Origin of the sequence: Acidiphilium multivorum AIU301 (assembly GCF_000202835.1) — a bacterium.
In the GTDB taxonomy this organism is placed as follows: domain Bacteria; phylum Pseudomonadota; class Alphaproteobacteria; order Acetobacterales; family Acetobacteraceae; genus Acidiphilium; species Acidiphilium multivorum.
Window position 1 is genome coordinate 99,021 of record NC_015178.1, and the last position, 25,342, is coordinate 124,362.

The 25,342-nt window shown below is 63.2% G+C and carries 22 protein-coding genes and 3 pseudogenes; 10 read left to right on the forward strand and 15 right to left on the reverse strand.

Annotated elements, in window-relative coordinates:
* Positions 1–13 precede the first annotated feature (13 nt).
* Positions 14–163: a 2'-5' RNA ligase family protein gene (locus ACMV_RS21250; protein WP_007421630.1), complete on the reverse strand. Its 150-nt coding sequence runs from the start codon at positions 161–163 to the stop codon at positions 14–16.
* Between the two features lie 142 nt (positions 164–305).
* Here ACMV_RS21250 and ACMV_RS20970 point away from each other — a divergent pair.
* Positions 306–482: pseudogene (locus ACMV_RS20970) on the forward strand (IS481 family transposase); the annotation flags it as partial.
* Here the strand turns inward: ACMV_RS20970 and ACMV_RS17635 are convergent.
* On the reverse strand, positions 479–1,552 hold the full coding sequence (locus tag ACMV_RS17635) for a LacI family DNA-binding transcriptional regulator (RefSeq protein ID WP_013634941.1): 1,074 nt from the start codon (positions 1,550–1,552) through the stop codon (positions 479–481). The pseudogene ACMV_RS20970 and the gene ACMV_RS17635 overlap by 4 nt on opposite strands.
* A 129-nt stretch (positions 1,553–1,681) precedes the next feature.
* On the opposite strand from ACMV_RS17635, the gene ACMV_RS17640 reads away from it, so the two are divergent.
* The 9 genes from ACMV_RS17640 to iolB all read left to right on the forward strand — a co-directional run bounded on the left by ACMV_RS17640 (position 1,682) and on the right by iolB (position 12,118).
* Positions 1,682–2,590: a sugar phosphate isomerase/epimerase family protein gene (locus ACMV_RS17640; protein ID WP_013634942.1), complete on the forward strand. Its 909-nt coding sequence runs from the start codon at positions 1,682–1,684 to the stop codon at positions 2,588–2,590.
* A gap of 1 nt (position 2,591) precedes the next feature.
* Positions 2,592–3,602 carry a Gfo/Idh/MocA family protein gene (locus ACMV_RS17645; RefSeq protein ID WP_013634943.1) on the forward strand — a complete coding sequence of 337 codons (1,011 nt, stop codon included), beginning with the start codon at positions 2,592–2,594 and terminating at the stop codon, positions 3,600–3,602.
* Between the two features lie 8 nt (positions 3,603–3,610).
* Positions 3,611–4,399: a TIM barrel protein gene (locus ACMV_RS17650; protein ID WP_013634944.1), complete on the forward strand. Its 789-nt coding sequence runs from the start codon at positions 3,611–3,613 to the stop codon at positions 4,397–4,399.
* 163 nt (positions 4,400–4,562) lie between these two features.
* Positions 4,563–5,525, forward strand: coding sequence for a substrate-binding domain-containing protein (locus ACMV_RS17655; RefSeq protein ID WP_013640659.1), 963 nt, complete (start codon positions 4,563–4,565; stop codon positions 5,523–5,525).
* An 80-nt stretch (positions 5,526–5,605) separates the two neighbouring features.
* A complete protein-coding gene (locus tag ACMV_RS17660; protein WP_013634946.1) occupies positions 5,606–6,673 on the forward strand; it encodes an ABC transporter permease in 1,068 nt (355 codons plus the stop codon).
* A 1-nt stretch (position 6,674) separates the two neighbouring features.
* Entirely contained in the window at positions 6,675–7,478 is an 804-nt protein-coding gene (locus ACMV_RS17665) for an ATP-binding cassette domain-containing protein (RefSeq protein WP_007421524.1), read from the forward strand.
* Between the two features lie 68 nt (positions 7,479–7,546).
* A complete protein-coding gene (locus ACMV_RS17670; protein WP_013634947.1) occupies positions 7,547–9,457 on the forward strand; it encodes a bifunctional 5-dehydro-2-deoxygluconokinase/5-dehydro-2-deoxyphosphogluconate aldolase in 1,911 nt (636 codons plus the stop codon).
* Complete coding sequence (gene iolD / locus ACMV_RS17675; RefSeq protein WP_013634948.1) at positions 9,454–11,292, forward strand: 3D-(3,5/4)-trihydroxycyclohexane-1,2-dione acylhydrolase (decyclizing); 1,839 nt, start codon at positions 9,454–9,456, stop codon at positions 11,290–11,292. Before ACMV_RS17670 ends, iolD begins: the two co-directional genes overlap by 4 nt.
* A gap of 31 nt (positions 11,293–11,323) precedes the next feature.
* Positions 11,324–12,118: a 5-deoxy-glucuronate isomerase gene (gene iolB, locus ACMV_RS17680; protein WP_007421521.1), complete on the forward strand. Its 795-nt coding sequence runs from the start codon at positions 11,324–11,326 to the stop codon at positions 12,116–12,118.
* Between the two features lie 234 nt (positions 12,119–12,352).
* Here the strand turns inward: iolB and ACMV_RS17685 are convergent, their stop codons facing one another.
* From ACMV_RS17685 to ACMV_RS17745, 13 genes and pseudogenes are all read right to left on the reverse strand, one after another.
* On the reverse strand, positions 12,353–14,032 hold the full coding sequence (locus ACMV_RS17685) for an IS1634 family transposase (protein ID WP_013634949.1): 1,680 nt from the start codon (positions 14,030–14,032) through the stop codon (positions 12,353–12,355).
* A 218-nt stretch (positions 14,033–14,250) separates the two neighbouring features.
* Positions 14,251–14,472 (reverse strand): hypothetical protein, encoded by a 222-nt coding sequence (locus ACMV_RS17690; RefSeq protein ID WP_013634950.1) that lies wholly within the window; start codon positions 14,470–14,472, stop codon positions 14,251–14,253.
* Positions 14,473–14,474: 2 nt separating this feature from the next.
* Entirely contained in the window at positions 14,475–16,082 is a 1,608-nt protein-coding gene (gene tnpC / locus ACMV_RS17695) for an IS66 family transposase (protein ID WP_013634951.1), read from the reverse strand.
* A 258-nt stretch (positions 16,083–16,340) separates the two neighbouring features.
* Positions 16,341–17,357 carry an IS110 family RNA-guided transposase gene (locus ACMV_RS17700; RefSeq protein WP_013634952.1) on the reverse strand — a complete coding sequence of 339 codons (1,017 nt, stop codon included), beginning with the start codon at positions 17,355–17,357 and terminating at the stop codon, positions 16,341–16,343.
* Between the two features lie 143 nt (positions 17,358–17,500).
* Positions 17,501–17,848, reverse strand: a complete 348-nt coding sequence (tnpB, locus tag ACMV_RS17705; protein ID WP_013634953.1) for an IS66 family insertion sequence element accessory protein TnpB — start codon at positions 17,846–17,848, stop codon at positions 17,501–17,503.
* Positions 17,845–18,291 (reverse strand): IS66-like element accessory protein TnpA, encoded by a 447-nt coding sequence (gene tnpA / locus ACMV_RS17710; protein ID WP_081479280.1) that lies wholly within the window; start codon positions 18,289–18,291, stop codon positions 17,845–17,847. Before tnpA ends, tnpB begins: the two co-directional genes overlap by 4 nt.
* A 308-nt stretch (positions 18,292–18,599) precedes the next feature.
* Positions 18,600–19,316, reverse strand: a pseudogene (locus ACMV_RS17715) (IS5/IS1182 family transposase); the annotation flags it as partial.
* A 187-nt stretch (positions 19,317–19,503) separates the two neighbouring features.
* A complete protein-coding gene (gene istB / locus ACMV_RS17720; RefSeq protein ID WP_013634956.1) occupies positions 19,504–20,259 on the reverse strand; it encodes an IS21-like element helper ATPase IstB in 756 nt (251 codons plus the stop codon).
* Positions 20,260–20,270: 11 nt separating this feature from the next.
* Positions 20,271–20,741, reverse strand: coding sequence for a Mu transposase domain-containing protein (locus tag ACMV_RS17725; RefSeq protein ID WP_158320272.1), 471 nt, complete (start codon positions 20,739–20,741; stop codon positions 20,271–20,273).
* A 58-nt stretch (positions 20,742–20,799) separates the two neighbouring features.
* Positions 20,800–22,035: an IS110 family RNA-guided transposase gene (locus tag ACMV_RS17730; protein ID WP_013634958.1), complete on the reverse strand. Its 1,236-nt coding sequence runs from the start codon at positions 22,033–22,035 to the stop codon at positions 20,800–20,802.
* A 226-nt stretch (positions 22,036–22,261) separates the two neighbouring features.
* The gene (istA, locus tag ACMV_RS17735) at positions 22,262–23,332 is read right to left on the reverse strand and encodes an IS21 family transposase (protein WP_081479281.1); all 1,071 of its coding nucleotides are present in this window, start codon (positions 23,330–23,332) and stop codon (positions 22,262–22,264) included.
* Between the two features lie 197 nt (positions 23,333–23,529).
* Positions 23,530–24,171, reverse strand: a pseudogene (locus tag ACMV_RS17740) (transposase); the annotation flags it as partial.
* A gap of 224 nt (positions 24,172–24,395) precedes the next feature.
* Positions 24,396–25,331, reverse strand: coding sequence for a TIM barrel protein (locus tag ACMV_RS17745; protein WP_013634961.1), 936 nt, complete (start codon positions 25,329–25,331; stop codon positions 24,396–24,398).
* Positions 25,332–25,342 lie beyond the last annotated feature (11 nt).

Sequence of the window (25,342 nt, forward strand, 5' to 3'; positions counted from 1 at the left end):
CGACCTCCAAAGTCTAGACCGCATGGTTGTCGCTAAAGTGCGAACTGAATAGTGTCACGTGAGGCGCGTAGCGGCGGTGTTCCGGCGCCAGCACGATCCGCCGCAGCGCAGTCTCGATCTTCGACTGAAAATGCAGCAAGGCCTGATTGCGTTCCACGCCCATCCACAGCGAAGTGACCCGGCCAACCTTCGCGAAGCAGCCCGCGCAGACAAGGATGAACGGAAGCCCCGGCGCGTGGATTGCGGCGAGCGCGTGGTCGATGTCCCAGGCCTGAAGCGGTAGGCTTCGCCGATGACGCGCAGTGTCACATGATATTTTGCGCCGCCACCTTCGCGACTTGATCGACGCCTACAACTTTGCCCAATGGCTCAAGACCCTAAAGGGTCTCATACCAAACGAATTCATCTGCAAACGATGGACGTCAGAGCCAAACGGGTTCATCATCACCCCAATCGACCAAATTCCGGGACTAAACACCTAGTCCAACGACAACTGACTAGATTCCTCATAATTGCGGGCGGGCAGATTCTCCCGGGTGTAAATTCGCAGTTCGGCATGCGACAGTGCCGGGGTGGAGGTGATCAGACCGCAGCGGTAAAGAAGGGTCTGCAAGCTACCTAGGGCCTGGCCACGCGGATTCTGATCAATCGCGTAATCCATTGTGCCGTCCTTGAGATAGATGATGTGATCGTCGGATAACTCGTGTCCGATCCAGAATGGACGCGGCATAGCCCCTTTCAGCGCATTCATGATGCCGATCGAGCCGGCGCCGGTATTGTAGACGCCGACAAGCGGCCCGAACGACAATGCCGCTCGCAGAGAACGCGCACAACGATCAGGGTCGTCGCGCGTATCCATTTCGATGATCTCGCAATGCAGGTGGGGGAAATCGCGCGATAGCGTCGTCTGGAAGCCTCCCATGCGCTCGACATGACCAGCCCAGTCGTGATGGGCACCGAGAACGGCGACCCGGCCACTCTGCCGGCAGCTGCGCCCGAGAAGATGGGCGGCAGTGGCGCCTGCCTGACGATTATCAATGCCAAGATAATCAGCTCCGGCGAGACCCGGCAGATCGGTCACGATCGTTACCACCTTCTGGCCGGCGGCCTGGATGGATTGGACCGCGGCACGGATCTCCGGTCGGTCCGGGACGGCGAGGATCATTCCTTTTCGTGCGTACGACGTCTCGGAAATGAGGCGCACGAAGCTTGCGGTATCCTCCACGGCAAGGATGTGCCGGTGCATGGCGATGCCACGATCCAGCATGGCGATACCGTCGCGGAAAGCCGCCCGAAGGCGGACGAAAAATGGTGAGTCGTTCTGCGGCAGGATCAGGTCAAGATGCGTGATCGGCCTGTAGGCTTCTGGCAGATCCCGGCGCACACCCATCTCGCGCGCGACCTGGATCACCCGTTCGCGCGCGGCATCTGAAACTGACTCACGCTCGTTGAAGACCCGGTCCACTGTGGCAATGCTTACACCCGCCACCCGCGCAATGTCGGCAAGGCGGGCGCGCGGCCGTGTCTTGCGGGAAGCTTGGGCTCCAGTCATGCGCGAGAGTGCGCCGCTGACGAAAAATCGTCAACAGCGCACGCGGCGTGCCCGTTCCAGAGCGCGTAAGAAGAGATGCCGGACCGCGCGGCAGGACTTGCCGAAGCGCTGCCGCAGGGAGGACATACGATGAAGATCGCACTTGATCCGTTCATGCACCGTCATCTTGGCCTGGAGGAACTACCCTTCAGAGTGAAGGAAATCGGCTTCGACTGGATCGAACTTTCCCCGCGGGGAGATTTTCTGGAATGGTTCAAGGCGCCGCGGGTGTTTCCGGAACGGGTGCGGGGCTTCAGGCGGGCGCTGAAAGAGGCCGGTGTGGGGATCGCCTCGCTGCTGCCGATGTATCGCTGGGCGTCGAATGACGACGACGAGCGCAAGGCAGCGGTGCGGCACTGGAAGCGCGCCATCGAGATCTGCCTCGAACTGGAAGTCGACACGATGAACTCGGAATTCGGCCGTGGCCCACACCCCGACAAGGGGTCCTGCTATTGTTGCCATACCGGCTCGATGATCGAGGCCTGTGAAGACTCCTGGTGGCGTTCGATGGAGGAACTTGTGCCAGTGTTCGAGCGGGAGGGTATCAACCTTCATGTCGAGCCGCATCCGGAGGACTGGGTGGAAACCCTTCAGCCGGCAGTGGACATCATCCGCACGGTCAATTCGCCGCGGGTGCGATTTCTTTACTGTGCGCCGCACACCTTCTACTTTGGCGACAATACAGCGGCAATGCTGCGCGAATGCGCGGATGTGCTGGCACATGTGCATGTCGGCGATACATTCAATCACCGGGCCAGTTCGGGCCTGCGCTACATCGTCAACCCTCCCGGTTCGGCTGCGCGGGTGCACCAGCACCTCGATATCGGTCAGGGAGAGGTGCCATGGGACGAGTTCTTCGGCACGCTCGCGGAAATTGATTTCGACGGCATCATGACCGCCTGCGTCTTCGCCTGGGAGGAGCGGGCCGATGCCTCTGGTCGCTTCATGCGCGCCGAAATGCAGCGCTACATCGACAAATTCTGGAAACGGGAGCTCTGAAATGACCCTACGGATTGGTGTTATCGGGACCGGCGCGATCGGGCGCGACCACATGCGGCGGATCAACCAAACCTTGTCTGGCGCCAAAGTGACGGCCGTGTCGGATGTCAATATCGAAAGCGTCCGCACCGCGCGGGCGGATCTTGCGCCCGAGGCTGAGGTCGTTGGCTCCGGCGAGGAACTGGCTGCATCTGCTGGCGTCGATGCCGTGGTGGTAACGTCGTGGGGCGCGACCCATGAACAATACGTCCTGGCCGCCATTGCGGCGGGCAAGCCGGTCTTCTGTGAGAAGCCACTGTCGACCACGGCGGCGGGCGCCGGGCGTATCGTCGAGGCCGAAACCGCCTTCGGCCGCCGCCTCGTGCAGGTGGGCTTCATGCGCCGCTACGATGCGGGCTACCGCATGCTAAAGGCGGTCGTCGAGAACGAGATCGGCCGGCCCCTGATGGTGCATGCAGCGCACCGCAATCCGTCCGTGCCGGAGCAGTATATCACGCCAATGGCGATCCAGGACACGCTGATCCACGAAATTGATGTCCTGCGCTGGCTTCTCGACGATGACTACGTCTCCGCGCAGGTCATCTCTCCACGTCGGACACGGCATGCACATGCGAGGGTCGAGGATCCACAGATCGTCCTCCTGGAAACCAAAAGTGGCATCCGGATCGATGTCGAGATCTTCGTCAACTGCCGCTACGGCTATGACATCCAGTGTCAGGTTGTGGGTGAGGAAGGTCTCGCCAGCCTGCCAGACCCAATGGCGGTCGTGATGCGCAAGGATGCAAAGTTGCAGAGCGCGATCATGACCGACTGGAAGGATCGATTCATCGACAGTTACGATCTCGAGTTGCAGGATTTCATCAAGGCGGCGGCGCGGGGAACCGCATCCGGCCCGACGGCCTGGGATGGATATGTCGCCGCGGTCTCCTCGGATGCCTGTGTAGAGGCGCAGAGCCAGCCGGGTTCGATCGTGCCGATTTCGCTGCCCGCGCGCCCTGCTCTTTACAACTGAGGTTTCTCATGCGCTTCGCACTCAATCACATTGCAACACCGAAACTTTCTCTTGCCGATTTCCTCGGTCTTGCGCGCCGCCTCGGGATGCCGGCGATCGAGATCCGCAACGACCTTCCGGATGTCGTCGGCACGATGCCGGCGGGCGCCGTCAGGGCTGCGGCCGTAGCATCCGGGGTCGATATTCTTTCGATTAATGCGCTTTACCCCTTCAATGTCTGGTCGGGGGACGTGCCTGCGCGCGCGCTTGCACTTGCGGATTATGCGCAGGCCTGTGGTGCGCGGGCGCTCGTCATGTGCCCGTTGAACGATGGCACGCCGGTGCCGCATGGCGATCTGGTCGCTGCCCTGCGCGAGTTGGTGCCGATCCTGCGCCAACATGGCATTACTGGTCTGGTCGAGCCGCTGGGCTTTCCTGTCTCATCGTTGCGGACGAAACGGGAAGCGATCGAGGCAATCAGGGAAGCCGGCGCCGGCGATGTCTGCAAGTTGGTGCATGACACATTCCATCATCACCTTGCCGGCGAGAGGGAATTCTTCCCGGAGTTCACTGGCCTTGTCCATATCTCGGGCGTCAGGGAAACTGATTTGGCTGTGAACGACATGCTGGATGCTCACCGCGCGCTCGTCGATGAGATGGATCGTCTGAACAATATCGGTCAGCTCCGCGCCCTCGCGACCGGTGGCTATGCGGGCGCGGTGAGCATCGAGCCCTTCGCGCCTTCGGTGCATGATGATCCTGATCCGGAAGCGGCGCTCCGAGCCAGCTTTGCTCATGTCGCTCAGGGGGTAGCTTGAGGTGCTTTGCCGCGTCGTGCGTGGCTCACGGAATTTTTTTATTGATTGGTGAGTATTTGCTTGACGCGGGCGCGGCCGAGTGATTTTTTGCATGCCTGATAAGTTTGCAAAAATATTTGCGGGTCTGGCATGGTGCGGCCTGCGTGAGAGGGAGGATATGAAGATGCGGACGATCGGGACGGGTATGCTGGCAGGTCTGCTGGGCGGTGTGGCGCTTGGCTGTGTTTCGCTGGCGGGGATGACAGGGACGGCGGTGGCGAAGGCGCCGGAATACACGTTTGCGATGATCACGCACGCGCAGCCCGGGGACACATTCTGGGACATCATTCGCAAGGGTGCGGAAGCGGCGGCGAAGAAGGACCATGTGAAGCTGGTTTATCTGAACAACCCGAACGCCTCGGGCGAGGCGCAGCTGATCACGAATGTGACGCAACAGCATGTCGACGGGATTGCGGCGACGCTCGCCTTCCCGGATGCCGAGGATCCGGCGCTGGCGCAGGCGGAGAAGGCCGGAATACCTGTGGTTGGCTTCAATGCGGGCACGAGTGAGTGGAAGAAGGCCGGCATGTTGATGTATGTTGGCGAGGACGAGACGATCGCGGGTGAGGCGGTGGGCGATCGCCTCAACACTCTGGGTGCAAAGCATGTGCTTGTAGTCGACCAGCAGCAGGGTGCGATCCAGCTTGAGGATCGCGGCGACGGGATCAAGAAGACCTTCAAGGGCAAGGTGTCGGTGCTGTACGTGGACGGCTACGATATGGCCGGCGCGCAGTCGCGGATTGTCGCGAAGCTGCAGCAGAATCGTGACATCGACTATGTGGTGACGCTGGGTGCGCCGTTTGCGCCGACGGCGATCCAGGCTGTGAAGATGGCTAACAGCAAGGCGAAGGTTGCAACCTTCGACCTCAATCCCCAGGCCGTGCACCTGATCCAGGAAGGCAAGCTGCAATTCGCGGTGGATCAGCAGCCTTACGTGCAGGGCTACGAGGCCGTCGATTTCCTCTGGCTCTACAAGACGAATGGCGACGTGGTCGGGGGCGGCAAGCCGGTGTTGACCGGCCCAACCTTCGTGACCTCGAAGAACGTAGCGGCGGTCGCGAAGTTCGCGGAGCGCGGCACCCGCTGATCCTGGCCCGATCCTGAGGCTTCCCGCCGGCTGGCGCCGATGATGGCGCCGGCCGTGCGAAGCGCCGAGCGGGAGGAGAGATGACGATCATGACCAATGGCACGATGACCGGGAACGATGCGCCGCGCACTGCGCACCCGCAGCTGGTTCAGCAGGCGTTCTGGCGGAAGACCCTAAAGCGACCGGAGGCCGGCGCGCTGGGCGGGGCCATACTGGTCTTTCTTCTGTTCTTCGTGGTGGCGCCGCCGTTCCGACAAGTGGATGCGTTCACGACGGTGCTCTACCAGTCGGCGACGATCGGGATCCCGGCGGTTGCGGTATCGCTGCTGATGATCGGCGGCGAGTTCGACCTGACGGCGGGTGTCGCGGTGACGACGTCGTCGCTGGCGGCGTCGATGTTCGCGACGAAGGTGGCTGGCAATATGTGGGCAGGGATCGTGTTCGCGCTGCTGGTTTCACTGGCGATCGGCGCGCTGAACGGCTACCTTCTGATCCGCACGCGGCTGCACAGCTTCCTGGTCACGTTGTCGACCTTCCTGATGCTGCAGGGGCTGAACATCGCGCTCACCAAGCTGGTGACCGGCAATGTCGCGACCGGGGACATCAGCCATGTGCCCGGCTTTGCCTCCGCGCATGCGATTTTTGCCTCGACGTTCCGGATCGGCGGTGTCGATGTCAGCATCGCGATCCTCTACTGGTTCCTGTTCATCCTGGTGGCGACCTGGGTTCTGCTGCGCACGCGGTTCGGCAACTGGATCTTCGCGGTGGGCGGCAGCGACGAGAGCGCGCGGGCCGTGGGCGTGCCGGTGCGGCGGATGAAGATCGTGCTGTTCATGCTGGTGGGCTTCAGCGCCTGGTTTCTCGGCATGCACATGCTGTTCGAATACAACGAGGTGCAGTCCGGCGCCGGTGTCGGCAACGAACTGCTCTACATCGCCGCGGCGGTGGTGGGCGGCTGCCTGATGACCGGAGGCTATGGCTCGGCGATCGGCTCGGGCTTCGGGGCGTTCATCTTCGGGATGACGACGGAAGGGGTGATCTATGCCGACTGGGATCCCGACTGGTTCATGTTCTTCGTCGGCGCGACGCTGCTGACGGCGACGGTGGTCAACACCTGGCTGCGTCTGCGGGCGAGCGGAGGGAAGTGAGATGAGCGAGAGATCCGCGCCGATCATCCAGCTCACCGATATCGGCAAGAGCTATGGCAATATCAGCGCGCTGCGCGGCGTCAGCATGACGGTGCGCAGCGGTGAGGTCACCTGCGTGCTGGGCGACAACGGTGCGGGCAAGTCGACGCTGATCAGCATCATCGCCGGGCTGCGCGAGCACAGCACGGGCACCTACGCGGTGGATGGCGAGGCGGTGACGTTCGGCTCCCCGCGCGAGGCGCTGGATCGCGGCATCTCGGCGGTCTACCAGACGCTGGCGCTGGTGCCGCTGCTGCCGATCTGGCGGAACTTCTTTCTCGGGTCCGAACTGACCATCGGGCGTGGTCCGTTCCGCCGGCTCGACATCGCCTCGATGTGGGAGATCACCGACCGCGAACTGCGCCGGATGGGCATCCATGTCGCCGATCTCGACCAGCCTGTGGGCACGCTCTCGGGCGGGCAGCGGCAGGTGGTGGCGATCGCGCGGGCGATCCATTTCGGCGCACGGGTGCTGATCCTCGACGAGCCGACCGCGGCCCTCGGCGTCGCCCAGTCCGGCCTCGTGCTGCGCTACATTGCCCAGGCCGCCCGCGAACACGGTACCGGCGTCATCTTCATCACCCACAATCCGCACCACGCCTACATGGTCGGCGACCATTTCATCATCCTCGCCCGCGGCGAGGTCGAACTCGACGCTGCCCGCGACGGCCTCACCCTCGAAAACCTTATGTTCCACATGGCTGGCGGTGCCGGGCTCAACGCACTCCAGCACGAACTCAACAGACCCCAGCCACAAGGCGCCTGATCGTGCCGGCAGCAACTCAGCAGACCCTGAACGATGGCGAAACGACCCGGCTTGCGGCGAGTAGGCGTATGAAGGCGCTCGACGTGATCACGATCGGCCGCTCCTCGGTCGATCTGTATGGCGCCCAGGTCGGCGGGCGGCTCGAGGATATGCGTTCTTTCGACAAATATATCGGCGGTTCGCCGACAAACATCGCCTGCGGCGCGGCGCGTCTGGGGCTGCGATCAGCGGTGATCACCAGGGTCGGCGACGAGCATATGGGCCGCTTCATCCGCGAACAGCTGTCCCGCGAGGGCGTGGATGTGCGCGGCGTCGTCACCGATCCCGCGCGGCTGACCGCCCTCGTGCTGCTGGGCATCCGCGATGAAGACCAGTTTCCGCTGATCTTCTACCGTGAGAACTGCGCGGACATGGCCCTCTGCGAGGACGATATCAACGAGGGACTCATCGCCGAGGCGCGCTCGGTGTTGGCAACCGGGACACATCTCAGTCATCCCCGTACCGAGGCTGCGGTGTTGAAGGCGCTGCGGCTCGCGCGGGCGCATGGCGCGCGAACCGCCCTCGATATCGACTACCGCCCCAATCTCTGGGGGGTGGCCGGGCATGGCGCGGGCGAGAGCCGCTATGTCGAAAGCGAGGCGGTAACCGCGAAATTGCAGATGACGCTGGAGTTGTTCGACCTGATTGTCGGCACCGAGGAGGAGTTCCATATCGCCGGCGGCTCGCCTGACACGCTGACGGCGTTACGGGCGGTGCGCGCGCTGACCGGGGCGACCCTGATCTGCAAGCGCGGTGCGAGAGGGGCGGTGGCCTTCGCAGGTCCGATCCCGGCCAGGATTGAGGATGGCGAGACCGGGCCTGGCTTTCCTATCGAGGTGTTCAATGTTCTCGGCGCCGGCGACGGCTTTTTCGCCGGCCTGCTGAAGGGGTGGCTCGATGACGAAACCTGGCCGAAGGCTCTGGAATACGCCAATGCCTGCGGCGCCTTCGCGGTTTCGCGCCATGGCTGTACGCCATCTTATCCTTCGCTTGAGGAACTGACATTTTTTCTCCGGCGCGGTGTCCGTGAACCCGCTCTCCGACATGACGCCGAACTTGAACGGCTTCATTGGTCGACCACCCGGCCGCACGGCGTCGCGGATTACCGGATCTTTGCTTTCGACCATCGCGCCCAGTTCGAGGAGATGGACGGTTATACGGCGCAGAAAGGCGGTGCCTTCAAGCGGCTTTGCCTGGAAGCGGCGCTCTCGGTGCAGGCCGGCCGGCACGGCTACGGCATCCTGTGCGATGAACGGATCGGCCGACGCGCGCTGCACGCGGCCTCCGGCTCGGGGCTGTGGATCGGTCGGCCCTGCGAGTGGCCCGGCTCGCGCCCACTCGCCTTCGAGCCCGCGCTCGGCAGTGATTGCGGCGGCCTGTCCGAGTGGCCGAAGGAAAACATCGTCAAGGTTCTCTGCTTCTGCCACCCGGACGACGATGCGGCCATGTGGGCAACCCAGGAAGCGGCGGTGCGGCGGTTGTTCGAGGCCGCGCGCCGCAATGACCTGGAATTCCTCCTAGAAATCATTCCCTCCAAGGTCGGCCCGGTGAATGATGGCACCACCGCGGCGCTGATCCGCCGCTTCTACGCCGCCGGGATCTATCCCGACTGGTGGAAGCTCGAACCGATGGCGAGCCTGGCCGCCTGGGAGGCCGCCTGCACCGCGATCGAGACGCATGATCGCCACACGCGCGGCATCGTGGTACTCGGCCTTGATGCGCCGGAAGCCGATCTCGCGGCGAGCTTCGCGGTCGCGGCGGGCTTTTCCCTGGTGAAGGGGTTCGCTGTAGGGCGCACCATCTTTGCCGGAGTGGCGCGCGCCTGGCTCACGGGCGAGATGGATGACGGCACGGCGGTGACCGAGATGGCGCGCCGCTTCGCGCGGCTTTGCGCGATCTGGGACGATGCGCGGACCCAGGCACGGGAGAAGGCGGCATGAGCAACACGATCAGGCTGACGGCGGCGCAGGCCATGGTGCGCTGGCTCGCCGTGCAGATGACCGAGGAGGGTGAACGCTTCATCGAGGGCGTCTGGGCAATTTTCGGCCATGGCAACGTGGCGGGACTGGGCGAGGCGCTGCACGGCATCGGTGATCGCCTGCCGACCTGGCGCGGCCAGAACGAGCAGACCATGGCTCATGCCGCCATCGCCTATGCCAAGACGAAGGCACGCCGCCGGGCGATGGCTGTTACATCGTCGATCGGGCCGGGTGCGACCAACATGGTCACCGCGGCAGCGCTCGCCCATGTCAACCGCCTGCCCGTCCTCTTCATTCCCGGCGACGTCTTCGCCAACCGCCGCCCCGATCCGGTCTTGCAGCAGATCGAGGATTTCGATGACGGCACTGTCAGCGCCAATGACTGCTTCCGTCCGGTCAGCCGCTATTTCGACCGGATCGCACGGCCAGAACACCTGCTCACCGCCCTGCCGCGCGCGTTGCGCGTGATGACCGATCCGGCGAATTGCGGCCCGGTCTGCCTCGCTTTCTGCCAGGACGTGCAGGCCGAGGCCTACGACTATCCCGAAACCTTCTTCGCCCCCCGGACCTGGCGCATTCGTCGCCCCGAACCCGATCCGCGCGAAGTCGCGGATGTCGCTGCCCTGCTGCGCGCGGCGCGCCGGCCGGTGATCGTCGCCGGCGGCGGGGTGATCCACTCGGGCGCGGAGGAACGCCTCGCCACTTTTGCCGCCCAGCACAACATCCCCCTCGTCGAGACCCAGGCTGGCAAGGGCGCCGTGTCCTGGCAGGACGAACGGAATTTCGGCTCCCCCGGCGTGACCGGCTCGGACTGCGCCAACCGGCTCTGCGCCGAGGCCGACCTGGTTCTCGGCGTCGGCACCCGCTTCCAGGATTTCACCACGGGAAGCTGGACGGTGTTTGCCAATCCGGCGCGGCGCCTCGTCTCGATCAACCTGGCCGGCTACGACGCGAACAAGCACGGCGCGACAGGGATCGTCGGCGATGCGCGGGCGACGCTGGACGCGCTGTCGCTGGCGCTGACGGAACACCGCGCGCCCGATTTCGACGCGGAAGCCCGCCGCGCCTGGCATGCGAAAGTCGCCGCCGTCACCGCGCCGCCCGCAGAGGTCCATCGCAACGCGCTGCCAACCGACGCGCAGGTGATCGGCGCCGTGCAGCGCGCGACAACCGAGCGGAGCATCGTGATGTGCGCGGCCGGCACCATGCCCGGCGCGCTGCAGGTGCTCTGGCAGGCGTCGCCGGGCGGCTATCACATGGAATACGGCTATTCCTGCATGGGTTACGAAGTCGCCGGCGCGATGGGCGTCAAACTGGCCGCGCCCGACCGCGAGGTGATCTGCTTCGTCGGCGACGGTTCCTACATGATGGCGAATTCGGAACTCGCCACCGCGGTGATGCGGCGGGTGCCCTTCACCGTCGTGCTGACCGACAATCGCGGCTATGGCTGCATCAACCGGTTGCAGGCCGAATGCGGCGGTGCCGCCTTCAACAATCTCTACGAGGACTGCAATGTCGAGGTTCAGCCCGAGATCGATTTTGTCGCCCATGCCGCCGCGATGGGGGCTCACGCCGAGAAGGTTACGGATATCGCGGCGCTCGAGGCCGGCATCGCGGCGGCGCGTGGCCGCGCCGTCCCGACTGTCCTGGTGATCGATACCGATCCCGCTCCCGGCACAGGCGCCGGCGGCCACTGGTGGGATGTTGCCGTACCGCAGGCGGGCGGCCCCGAGCGACTTGAACAGGCGCGGGCGCGCTACAGCCGCAACGCGGCCGCCCAGCGTGTCGCCGACTGACCCGAACCGTCCCGAGAACAGGATTTCCCGGATGCCCGACCTGCTGCGCAAACCCTTCGGCACTCACGGCAAGGTGCACGATATCACCCCCGCCGCGGCCGGCTGGCGGCATGTCGGCTTCGGGCTCTACCGCCTGCGCGCCGGCGAGTTCGCCGCGGAGGCGACCGGCGGCAACGAGGTGATCCTCGTGATGGTCGAGGGGAAGGCGTCGATCCGCGCTGCCGGGCGGGATTGGGGCGTGCTTGGCGAGCGGATGAGTGTCTTCGAGAAATCCCCGCCGCACAGTCTCTATGTGCCGAACGGCGCGGAATGGGCGCTCGTAGCCGAAACGGACTGCATCGTCGCGGTCTGTTCGGCGCCGGGCAGGGGCGGGCACGCGGCGCGGCGGATCGGGCCGGAGGGCATCGTCCTGACCGCCCGCGGCGAGGGCACCAATACGCGCCACATCAACAATATCGCGATGGAAGCCGAGGACTACTGCGATGCGTTGCTGGTTACCGAGGTCTTCACGCCGGCCGGCCACTGGTCGAGCTATCCTAGCCACCGGCACGACGAGGACGATGATCCGCGCATCACCTATCTCGAGGAAACCTACTACCATCGCCTGAACCCGGCGTCGGGCTTCGGCGTCCAGCGGGTCTACACCGATGATCGCGCGCTCGACCAGACGATGGCGGTCTCGGACGGCGATGTCGTCCTGGTCCCGCGTGGCCATCATCCCTGTGCGGCACCGTATGGCATCGAGATGTATTACCTCAACGTGATGGCCGGGCCGCTCAGGAAATGGCGTTTCCTGCCGGACCCTGAATTGGGTATCGCTAAGTAGGGTGCGGTTTTCAACCAGACCGGCCGCTTTGTGCGTGCCGAGATGCAGCGCCATATCGACAAGTATTCGAGGCAGAAATGAGCCTGCCGATTCAAATACGTAAGCATGTTGATTTCCGCTGAGATTGAGCTCAGGCCCCAGTTAAACAGCGGGTTTTCCTAAGCAATTGAAAAGGCGCGTGAAAATGGGCGTGCGCTGGAGCTGTGGCACTACAGGGCGGAATGCGCAGCCGGATCAGGCTACGGCTTGCTGGGGGGTCTGCAGACGGGGTGACATGGCGATGCGGGCGGCCTTGAAGGCTGCGGAGGCCGCGGCGCCAGCTTCGGTGCGGACCTGCCAGCGCTTGCCGTTCTGACTGATTTCGCCGTGCTGCAGTCGGTCGAGATCACGCAGGAGATCGGCCCATTCGACGCGCTTGCCGGCCCGGCGGAGTTTTTCGTCGAGCGCCTGGTGCAGGATCAGCGCGAGAAAAGAACAGAACACATGGCCGCGGATGGCGGCGTCGGAGGAATGGTAGATTGGCCGGGTGCGCATCGTCGCCTTCGCCACACGGAACAGCCGTTCGACATTCTGCAGGTCCCGGTAGCGGAGCACCGCCTGCAGCGGCGAGATCCTGGCATTGGAGCGCAGCACGAAGACGCCGTCGAAGCGGGCTTCCTCGGCGAGCTTGCCGGCGTCGATCTCGAACAGCTTGCTCTTGCGGCCGGGCTTTGCGTCACTGACCGGGCGCAGGAAGCGGCGATAGGCGGAGTTGCCGATCAGCGCCTTGTCGCCTCGCGTCAGCTGACGATCGAGGGCGGCGACCACCTGGCGCCTGGTCTCGGCCTCTTCGATGGCCACCACCTCGTTGCGGCAGACGATATAGCGCTTGCCCGCGACCTTGACCTCCTTGATGAAGAGCTGGGTCTCGTTGCCACCGGCGCGCTCGAGGCAGAGTGGGATGTACGGGCGCTCATCGGCCAGCACCACCTCGCGGACGATGCGATCGGTGCGTTCCCTTGCGCCGAGGACGTATTCCAGTCCGCGCTCCTCCAGCGCGGCGATCGTCGCCGCGCTGATCATGCCGCGATCGGCGACAACGCAGACCCGGGTGATGCCGAAGCGCGATCGCAGGCGGTCAATCACCGGCACCAGCACCGAGACATCGGCGGTGTTGCCCGGCCACATCTCGGTGCAGATCGGCCTTCCGTCCTGATCGATCACCACGCCCAGGATCATCTGCGCGAGCTGTGGGCGGTAATCCTTGGAGTGGCCCCGCGCGCCCAGCGTCTCGCCGCCGGCACCTTCGAAATACAGCGAGGTGGTGTCCATGAACACGACCGAGAGGTCGGTGAACAGATCATGCCGTCGGGCGAAGAGCCGCTCTTCCACCAGATCCTTCACCGTCCGCGGTGCAAAGGGCGTGGCATCCCCCTGTTCCTCGTCCAGCAACTCCTCGCCGAGCCAGGCCATGGCGCGGTAGAGGTGATGCAGGCCGAGCTCCTCGGTGCCGGGAATGTCGTAATCGTCGAGCCATTTGTCGCAGGCGCGATCCGAGCCCGAGACCATGATCCGGTGGAGCACGGTGGCGAACACCGCGCGCTCGACCGGGAACTCGAACTGCCGCCCGGCCAGCAGCTCCTCGAGCACCGCAGCGATCCCGCTCTCCTGCCACAGCCGGCCGAAGAGCAATGGCGCGCCGAACCGGCGCATGCTCAGCATGGTCGCCTCATTCTCTATGGCGGAGAGCAGCATCATCTGCTCGCAATGGCGGGCGCCGGAGGCCAGGAGCCTCGCGAGCTGGCCGCTTGCTTCGAGTTCGTCCATCCGGCCGATGGTCAGCCGCACAACCTGGCGGACCTTGCCATCGACCCGCTTGTTCTCGACGATCTGCAGGTAGCGACGGCCACCTGATGGTTTGATGCGGAAGAACATGACCCCGACTCCGGACACCACGTTACGGAGCCGATGCAAGTAAGATCAACACACAATCGCGCGATACGTGGCACTACGTTTTTGAAAACTCATCAAACGGCTCCGAAAAAACCGTTATCTTCCAATCCTCTATCGTGCCGTTATCGTATCGTTCCGGGTTCCACTGTTGAAGTCGGGTCAGACTCACAGTACCCATCCGGTCAGAGCCGCGGACGAGTCTATTTGGCTCTATCTCGGTGGATCAGGATGATCTCGCGCAGATTTTCGATACCAAAGTCGGTGAAGGCTATGACGCCGCCGTCGCTGAGGTTGTAAACCCAGATCAGGCCGTCTTCGGGTTCCATCTCATTGGCGATGTCCGCGAGCCACTCCTCATCCTCGCCGAGGTCTCTGGCGACACGGTCAATCGTGAAGACGTGGTGGATTTTATTGGTCTGCACGATCAGGCGGCCAGGGCCCTGGATTGCGGTGTCCAGTTCCATGGCATCAATTTCTCGATGCTGGCGACTGGATGACTGGCGATGCGCGCGAGGATGTCGGCGAGCCATGCCTGTGGGTCGACGTTGTTCATCTTCGCCGTCGTGATCAGGCTGTACAACATGGCAGCCCTTTGACCACCGCGATCGGAGCCGGCGAATAGCCAGGATTTTCTGCCCAGAGCAAGGGTGCGCAGGGCACGTTCGGCCGCGTTATTGCTGAGACAAATCCGCCCGTCGATCAGGAACCGGGCAAATGATGACCAACGGTTCAGCATATAGTCGATCGCCTTCGCCACATCATTGTGGCGCGAGAGTTTGGCGCGCTCGGCACGCATCCAGATCTCGAGTTCAGCGACGAGCGGGGCGCCGAGTTGCTGGCGCACCGCCAGGCGTTCGGCGGGTGACTGACCGTTGATCGCCCGCTCGATCTCGAACAGCGCATCGATGCGCTGCACCGCGGCCAAGGCCATCGGCGCCACGAAGGCGGGGGTTTTACCCTGGGCCTTGCGCTTCGCGTTCTGCGCGATATCGGCCAGCTCGAAGAATTTTCGTCGGGCGTGCGACCAGCACGCCGCCTCGATGATCGGTCCAGGAGACCGGTTCAACTCGTAGAGCTTGTTGTAGCCGCCATAGGCATCGGCCTGGAATATGCCGCGGTATCCGGCGAGATGGGTTTGCGGATGAACGCCGGCGCGATCACGTGAATAGTAGAACACCGCGCAGGGGGAACCCGATCCGCCGAACGGCCGATCATCACGCACATAAGCCCACACGCGCGCCGTATCGGTCTGCCCTCGTGCCATCACCGGCACCGTGGTGTCGTCGCCATGCAGGCGCGCACCCGCGAACACCATCGTCTCGATGTGCTTGAACACCGGCTCCAGCGCCACGCAGGTAGCACCAATCAGATCGGCCAGGGTCGAGACGCTGAGGTGGATGCCTTCCAGTGCGAACCGTTCGGATTGACGGTTCAGCGGCTGATGCTGGCCGAATTTATCGTAGGCGATCATCGCGAGCAGGCCGGGGCCGGCAAAAGCGCGTGGAATGGTGTGGAAGGGTGCTGGTTCCTGACTGATCTTCTCACAATCGCGGCAGGTGAATTTCTCCCGCACATGCTGGATCACCTTGTATTGGCGGGGGATGGATTCCAGCGTCTCGGTCACCGTCTCGCCGAGCTTGGCGAGCCGCGATCCACCGCAGCAGGCGCACTGGGTCGGGCCTGGCAGGACGACCCGCTCGCGCGGCAGGTGCTCCGGGAAGGGCTGACGCGACGGGCGCTTGCGGGTGAAGCCGGCGACAGTCGTGGTTTTGGCCTTCGCGGCCACCTGCTCGGCGCGGAGTTCGTCCTCGGTCGCGGTGGTCTCGAGATCCTCGAGTTCCAGTTCCATCTGATCAAGCAGCCGCGCCGTGCGTTCCGCCTTGGGACCGTAGAGTGCACGCTTGAGCTTCTCGATCTGCAGCTTCAGATGCGCGATATAGGCTTCGGTATCGGACCGCCGAGCACGGTCGCCTAGAATGATCGCCTTCAGCGCAGCGATATCATTCGGCAGGGTCGAAGGATCAAGATCCATGACCCGTATAGAATCATGCGTGGACGGCCCATTGAGTTCAAGTAGGCATTGCAAGCTTTGATGACGGTTCGAAAGCGATCATGCGTTCGGCCTGTGTACGCGGCCACATGCCGCCGGCCCAGATGGGTTCCGCGAGCAACATCCAAACACAAGTGCGGCATATTATTTACCGGTGATTCTATCGGATTTTGTTGCTCGTCGGTTCGACCGATCATCATCTCTTGGTCTGCCCTTAAACTCTCGGCACCGGCGCGCAGATCAGGCGGCTACCGGCTGATGCCGATACGCTTCACCACGCGCCATCATGGCCCAGATGATCCGGGCCATCTTGTTGGCCAGAGCGATCGCCGCGACCTTGCGCGGCCTCCGCTCCAGCAATTGCAACAGCCAAGCGGTCGCTGATTTGCTGCCTGGTTTAGCGAAGCGGATCACCGCCATCGCCCCGACCACGAGCAACTGCCGCAACCTCTCATTGCCTGCCTTACTTATCTTTCCCATACGATGCTTGCCGCCGGTAGAATGCTCTCGCGGAGTCAGCCCGAGCCACGCTGCAAAATGCCGCCCGGTCTCAAAATTCGCAGGGTTCACGTTGAGCGCCATGGTGATCGCGGTGATTGGCCCAACGCCGGGAATCGCGGCGAGGAGCTTGCTGACCGCGTTGGCCTTGTGCTGTTCGAGCAGCTGTCTCTCCAGTGCGTCGATCTTTGCATCGAGATCCGTCACATGCTGACCCATTTGCTCAAACATCGCCTTTGCAATTGCTGGAATCGCTTCCTCGGCAGACAGGAGAGCAAGCAATGCTGTGACGTTCGCACCGCCCTTGGCGGCAACGATGCCAAATTCCGCCGCGTGCCCCCGCAACGCGTTGATCGCCTGGGTTCGTTGATTCACCATGAGTTCCCGATGCTTCACGATGATCGCTGCCGCTTGCTCATCCACCGATTTGACCGGAACCGTGCGCATGGTCGGGCGGGATGCTGCCTCACTGATCGCTTCTGCGTCGTTGCGATCATTTTTACTCCGCTTCACGAAGGGCTTCACATATTGCGGTGGGATCAACCTGACCCGGTGGCCCATACCGCCCAACACCCGCCCCCAGTGGTGCGAGCCGGCACAAGCTTCAAGAACCACCTCCGTCGAAGCCAATTTGACGAAGAACGGTTCAACCTGAGCGCGCCTGATTTCACGCCGCAGTACCGGGCGCTCCTGCTCATCGACCCCATGGATCGTAAAAACATGCTTGGACGTGTCCATCGAAATACGCTTAAATTTCATTAGGCGGCCCTTTCATTAGGTTCGTTGTTCGACCTTATATTGGCACATTCGATGCCGGTGGGCCGTCCACCCCAACACGAATTTCCAGGGTTTCGCTACAGAAATCCGCTCTGGACCAGGATTTTCCCCAGAAATCTTCGCGCCTACCCGGCCGCTTGCGGCCGCCAGGTTTGTTGTGGATTTCGCCAGTCGATCCCCTCCAGAAGATAACCGATCTGACCAGCGGTGAGGGACACAACGCCGTCCGCAGTCTGCGGCCAGATAAACCGCCCTCGATCAAGGCGTTTCGAATACAGCGACATCCCCACGCCGTCGTGCCAGATCGCCTTGACCAGCAACCCGCCGCGTCCGCGAAAGAAAAAAACATCCCCGCAGAACGGTTCCCGTCCCAGACCTTCTTGCACTTGCAACGCGAGCCCCTTCATCCCGCGGCGCATATCCGTATGCCCCGACGCCAGCCAGATCCGCACACCGGCCGAGACCGGGATCACCGCCGCACCGCCGTCATCACCCGACGCAGGGCGGCAACCCCAACTCCATCATCAACCCGAACACACGTCCCGTCCGGCAGCACGATCTCGATCCGGCTCGCATCGGATCGCGTGGCTCGCCTCTGCGACATCGGATCAACGCTCGCGTCGTTCACCGAAGCTGACTTGCCTGCCGCCCGCGGCATCGACAGTGCCGCACTCGCCATTACCCGCACCGGAATGAATTCTGGTACCATCGGCACCGGCACCAACTCACCGCGCCGAACCTGGCCGCGCCACTTCCACAATTGCCCTCTCGAAATCTCGTGCCGCCGTGCAACCAGCGCAAACACCGCACCCGGCGCCTCAGCCTCCGCCACAATCCGCAGCTTGTCCTCATCCCGCCAGCGGCGCCGGCGCTCTACCCCCGTGATAATCTCCATCCGCCCGCCGCCCCTTACCATGAATCAGCTCGTAGCAGCGCTTTTATGTACGCCTCCTTGCCGTACCGGCAGACGGTTCACACCGGATGGATACGACTCACATTTTCTGCAGGCGACGCTCATGCGCCGACAACCCGCGCCTGAAGCAGGTCAGGTTTCGCGCGCCCGTACATCTGTCGCTTGATAAGCTTAGTACAGATAATCTTCCCGAAATTCGGCCGGCCGCTGCGCTGCGGCCAGGCCATTTATTTCCGGCGGCCTGAGATGGCCGAACGGGTGGGCGAGAATCGATTTGCTGGCAAAAGCCACGCGAGCTAGTCGCCTGTGAACTATGTGATCTGGCGGTGGGCGAAGCCGAGGCTTGGTGAGCGGTTTGTGGCAGAGAGCCATGCGACGAGGGCACAAAGAAGCCTGATCAGCCATCTGCGGAGGAGGCGGAGGTTGTGGCCGACGCCGGCGAGGACGGCGTTGATGGCATCACCGTCGACGCCGAGCAGGAAGTTTCGCCCCAGATGGCCATCGGTCTTCATGTGGCCGATGACGGGTTCGATGGCTGTGCGTCGGCGCAACTCGCGGCGGATGGTGGGGGTGATGCCGCGTTTCTGGCGGGAGATGAAGATCCTTCTGCCCTCGGCTTCGACGCTGTGGCCGCGATAGCCGCGGTCGACATAGGCGCGGGCGACGGCAACGCCGGTGATCCGCTCGACCTGCTCGATCTGGCCGGCCAGGGTGTGGCCCTCATAGGGATTTCCCGGCCGGCTCTGCATGCCGAGAACGAACTGACCGCCGGGTGCGGCGGCGTTGGTGGTGGCGATGGAGACCTTCACGCCGAATTCGAAGCGCGTCCTGGCCTTGCCCTTGCCGATGCACTCAACCTCGGGCGCGTGCAGGGAATAGAGCTTGTCGGCACCGCGATCGGAGCGCTTCTGGCGAAGCAGGCGATTGATCAGGCCCAGCGTTTCGGCGAACGTGGCCTTCGCTTCAGCGTTGCCTGCGATCTTGCGGGTGATGTCACGAGCCAGCCGGCCCAGCCAGGTCCGCAGCTTGCGCACGCGAGCCTCGGCTGCGCATTCCGGTGATGATGAACGGTCAATCCGTTCGATCGTGAACATCGATTCCGGCGATCATGAACACCTGCTCGCTCTGGCCTGAACGGGGCCTGACGGGCGGCCGGCGGTCATGGTGGATCGCTGCCACTGACGGTTGCGCCGTCTCATTTTTCCGTGGGGTTCGTCAAGCGCCCTGATCGGATTGTGTGGTGACGGCGTGACGCTTGCGCAGGCTCGGTCCCTTCAGTTCGATGCGATGGGCGCGGTGCACGACGCGGTCCAGGATCGCATCTCCCAGGGTGGGATCCCCCACCAGGTCATGCCAGCGATTCACGGGCACCTGGCTGGTCACCAGCAGGGAGCCCTTTTCACAACGATCATCAACGATTTCCAGTAGGTCGCGGCGCTGCTCGGCGGTCAGGGGCTCGGGTCCCCAATCATCGATGATGAGCAGGCGGGTGCGTTCAAGGGCCGCCAACATCCGGGGCAATCTTCCTTCGCCGCGCGCCGTCGCGAGTTCGGCAAAGAGGCGTGGCGCCCGCCGATAGAGGACCGAGAAGCCCTCCCGGCACGCCTTGTGGCCGAGCGCGCAGGCGAGCCATGACTTGCCCACGCCGGTCGGGCCGCTGATGACCAGATGCTGGCTGTGCGAGATCCATTCGCAACCGGCAAGTTTGTGGAACAGGGCTCGGTCCAGACCGCGCGGTGTCCGGAAGTCAGTATCCTCGACAACCGCATTCTGGCGCAGCCGCGCCTGGCTCAGCCTGCGGGCGAGGCGCTTGTTGTCCCGGCTGGTCGCCTCACGGTCGACCAGCAACCCGAGCCAATCCTCGCGGGTCAGATCGTCAGCCGCCGATTGGTTCTGCATCTCGATGAACGCGTCGGCCATTGCCGTCAGGCCGAGGCCGCGCAGGCGCTCCACCATGGGATGGATCAGCATCTTGTTTCCTTTCAGTGATAGTAGCCGGGGCCACGGATGTTCTCGTGGAACAGGCTGGGTTGTTCGGTCTTGTCCGTGGTCTTCCTCCCCTGAGCATTCTTCAGGATCGCAGCGACCGAGCCGTAGGAGCGGGTTCCGAGTGCCAAGGCACGGGCGCAGGCGGCATCCAGCCGCTCGGGGTCGTAGCGCTTTGCCAATCCGAGGATGCCAATGCAGGAGCGGAACCCCTGTTCGGGATGCGGGCGCGAGCGCAGGATGATTTCGACCAGGGCGGCGGTGTCGTCACCGACCGCAGTGGCTTCGCGCAATATCCGTTCGTGGGTCCAATCGCGATAGCGCCGATGCGAACTCGGCATGTGATCCGCGATTGTGGTCGGCCGGTGCTGGCAGAAGCTGCGCTGGTGCGTGGCCACCAGCTTGCCCCGGTGGAAGATTTCCACCGTCTTCGCCGTGATCCGTGCCTCTACTGTTTCGCGGATCAACCGGAACGGCACCGAGTACGGATGATGTTGACCATCAAAATCCGAGGCCGGCTGGCAGCTATTTTGGGTCGTCTCCCTGTCTGGGGCTCCGGCCAGGCTTTCGTGGCCCAGTTGGTTGCCAACCACTTACCACGCGTTCATAAGCGCGTTCGGATTGCTCAAGCCTTGCCCGCTCTTCGGCTCTCGTAATCGGGTTGTGATACCGTCCGGCGATCCCACGGCGCCCGCGCTGCTGCGGCCGGCCGGCGCGGAGTTCGACGGCTCTGCGTTTGCGGCCTACCAGGCTTGGGCGAGCAAAAACATATTCCTCCTCGCGATGAAGAACATGCCAAATGATGACCGCGAGCTTTCTGGCGGTTGCGACAGCAGCAATCTGGCTCCCCCGCCGCGCCATCACCCTCATGAAAAACGACCTTAATGGCCCTGGGGCTCGGGATGCTGCCCACGCGGCCTCCACGAGCAGTGACCGGGCCAGATTAGCGCCTCGTTTGGTGATGCGACCATGCCGCGCGGGGCCGTTGCCCGATTGCCGAACGCTGGGGTTGAGCCCGAAGTAGCTCACCAGCTTCTCAGACGACTCAAAGCGCTTGTGGTCCCCGATAACCGCCAGGAGCCCGAGTCCCGAGACCATGTCGATCCCGGTGATCGTTATCATCCGTTGCAATCTGACGTCGTTGACTGCCTGGGTCGCCAGATCGCGATCCAAGGCAGCCAGATCGGCGGCCAGTCGATCCAACTCTCGAAAACCACGTTCCACGGCCTCCCGGTCGCCCTCAGGCAGATTTTGCGTCCCGAGCCACTTCTTGCCGGTAGCAGTAAACAGATCCGAGAAGGGGCATTGCACGATCAAGTTGGAATGGAGGATCGCGTGCACCTCGTTCTTCAAACGAGTGCGATGACGTACCAGCTGCGACCGACGGGAGAACTTTCGTCGCAGGATCTCGGTTTCCTGATCGGGGATCCAGACTTGCGGCAGAAAGCCTGTTGCCTGCAACTGGGCAAGCACACCTGCATCGATCTTGTCGGTCTTGATTTTCGCATCCGCGATAAGCCTCACCTGCAGCGGGTTCGCCACCACGATCTTGCCAACCATCGGGCGCAGGACACGAACGACGGCAAAGGTGTTTGCCGTCGCCTCAAGAACGATCTCGTCGCTTGGCAGAAGTCGCCGCCCAAAGGCAGTCAGGCTGTCGCGGTCGAGTTGAACGCGCCCCATCTGGGTGTAATTTCCACCATCGAGTGCTACCGCTTGCGCGAAGTCACGATGGATATCCAGTCCAATAACACGCGGCACCGTTTACCTCCTTCTCCTTCGCGCACGACGGTGGGCAACACGACAATTACGGATTCGCGCTCGCAGCGCATCCAGGTCAGTCGCAGGGGCGGCCAGATAAAAGAACGAGCTCTCAGCTCAGACTCAGTTGCGGCCTACCCACCTCCGTGCTCCCGATGCCCCTGTCCTGGATGAGCGCATCATATCGCAGGGTGTGACCCTGCGCAGAACGGTGACATCATCCCCATCATGCCTGATAAAAGTGCTTGTCGATCTCGACATGGTAATCGAGGTTCACGCGGCAGCGCTTCCAGTCCGCGTATTCGTAAGGCGTGGGCGGCAGTGGTTGCAGGGCCGGGCGGTCGAGCTGCTCATAGAGCGCCCGCCGGTTGGTGCCCCAGCCGCGCATCGGTCGATCGTTCACCTGATCGACCAATTCGCGAATCGCCTGGTTCAATTCAGCCAGCGAGAAGAAGCGGCGGTTGCGCAGCCGTGCCAGGATCCAGCGCTGGACCACCTGCACGCCGACCTCGGCCTTCGCCTTGTCCCGCGGCTTGTAGGGCCGCGCCGGAATGATCGCGGTGCCGTAATGCGCCGCCATGTCGGCGTAGGTGCGGTTCACCGTCGGCTCATAAAAGCACGCGCGCGTGATCCCCGCGCGCAGATTGTCGCTGACGATCTGCCGCGGCGTGCCGCCAATCGCGGTCAACGCGTTAACGTGCGCGCCGATCCAGTCCGCCAGCCCCTGGCTCCAGGTCGCTTCGGCGTAGATGAAGCTCGAGGCACCGAGTACGGCAACGAAGATTTCGGCCCGCCGGATCTCCCCGCTCGCCCCATCGATCACTTCCATGGCGTGGCCAGCGAAGTCGACGAACAGCCGCTCTCCCGCCATATGTACCTGGCGCAGCGTCGGCTTCAGACGACCCAGCCATTCCCGGTAGAGATCGCAAAACCAGGAGTAGCTGAACCCGTCCAGGCCGCCGGCGCCAGCCCGGTATTCTTCCCACAGCAGCGACAGCGTCACATTCGGCCGGCGCAATTCACGATGCACCGCCGCCCAATCCGGCACCGGCCGGCGGTCCGGCGCAACATCCGGCAGCGGCGGATATAGCAGCGTCTCAAGCTGCGCGTCGCCAAGGTCTTCAGGCAGAGGCCAATTCAATCCCGCCAGCCGCGCCCGGCTCAGGTAACTGTTCACAGCTCCTACGCTCAGACCCGTACTACCCGCAATCGCTCGCTGGCTCAGTCCCTGCGCAAATCGCAGCCGCAAAACATCACGTATCTTCCGCATCGACAATCTCTCTCCCGGCATTCCCATCCCTCGCTGCTCAGCAAAGGATCGGGATTACCCCTGGTTGAAGACTATCAGCAGCGGCGCCCCACCATCGCACTCCAGGACACGTTCATGAGCACCCGAACCGGTGTTCACGATCCGCCGGAATCCGCGTTCATGATCAACCGGATTAGGCGTTCACAATCAAACGGAATCGATGTTCACAATCAACCGGAACGCGCAGCCTCGGCCTCGCGGCGTTTGCCACCATGGTGCAGGCGCGCCGCCTCCTGCCTGGCGTAGCGCGCGACCCGGCGATACGACTGGCGTAGCGTGATACCGTGCCGGCGTGCCATCCGCGCCAGTGTCTCGATGCCGCTGTGCAGCAGCTTGCTGTCGGTCGGATGCGTCACGGCCTTTGGCTGGACCGTGGTATCGATGGTGACCCGCTCGTAGTGCTTCTCCGCCACGGCCCCACCCCGCTCGGCGGCCGCCAGCGTCTCGGCGAGCAGGGCCTCCATCCGCTCCGCCCCGATCCGCTTGCGCCAGCGCGTCATCGAGGATCGGTCAAGGGGCAGCGTGTGCTGGAAATGCGTCTCGCCGCAGAATGCCTGGACATACGGACTGTCGAGATAGCGCGCGCAAACCGCTTCGTCGGACAGCCTATCCATGTGCTTGAGAAGATGCAGCGCCACCATCAGGCGGGTCGGCAGCGCCGGACGTCCCGCCGCCTCGGCGTAGAGTGCGCCAAAGCGTTCCTCGAAGACCCGCCAGTCGATCAGCCGGGCCAGCCGCACCAGGGGATGCCGCTGGTCGATGATGTTCTCCAGCCGCGAGCGGAACAGTTCGAGATCATCCTGCGAGGCATTCAGCTTCGGCGGCATTCTTTCCTCCACGCCAAACACATGATGGTCGGCATCAACGGGAGAGAATCACGATCGCGACCACCGCGCAACGCTCCAACGGTTTTGCAAGGTTTTTCCCCTCAAGCCACACAGACCTTGCAAATCCCAATATTGCCCGTCGCTAAAAAGTCATGACCAAATCAGCAAAGTTCGCTTTTTCACGGGTGACGAGCTACCGACCGGCTGAGCCGGCCTTGTCGTGATCAATTGTCGAATCCTGTCTCTCGCAGGAAGGCGCGGCTCGCAGCGAGGTCCGCCAGAATACTGCTGGCGTTGCGCGGATCCCGTTCCTGCTCGATGGTGATATAACCGCCGTAACCAAGCTCTCTCAGCAAGGAATGGATCGCGCGGTAATCCACACTGCCCTTACCGATCGAGCACATGAGACCCTTGGCACAAGCGTCAAAGAAGCGGACACGCTCTCCCATCACCGCGCTCTGCACTTTAGGGTCGATGTCCTTGAAATGGATATAGTCAAGCCGGTCGGCGTAGCGCCGGATTGTAGCGACAGGATCCATACCGGCATAGGCCAGATGCCCGGTATCGAGGCAAAGCCCGGCGACGCCTGGTCCGATGTCATCCGCAAGGCGCTCAATTTCGTCAGCGAACTCGATATATCCGCCGGCATGCGGATGGATGGTTGCACGCACACCGTATCTGTCGGTCGCAAGTTCGGCAATCGCTCGAATATTGTCCATCATAGCCGCCCAGGCGGCTCCATCCAAACGAGGCGCCCGCTCGGAATGGCCTGCGGCATAATCACGCTCGTCATGCCCCCAATCCATAACCGTCAGATAAGGGGCTTCGTACCGCTGACCCGCCAGCTGGGCCGGCCGCGGCAGGGCGCAGACGAAAGCGCAGATCTCATGGGTCTGCCGCAACAGCATCGCGCGATTGCCCGGGCTTGCCAGGTCACTGAAAATCGTGCCGGCGACGATCGTCAGACCGCGCTCTGAGAGCGCTTGCCCTAGCCGTGGCACGTCCAGCGGCATATAGCCATAGGGGCCGAGTTCGAGCCCCCCAAAGCCTGCCAGCGCCGCTTCGTCGAGCACTTTTTCCCAGGCCGGCAGATGGGGGTTAGACACATCATCCACCCCCCAGCAGCAGGGTGCACATGTGATTGTGACAGGAAGCGCCATCACGAACTTTC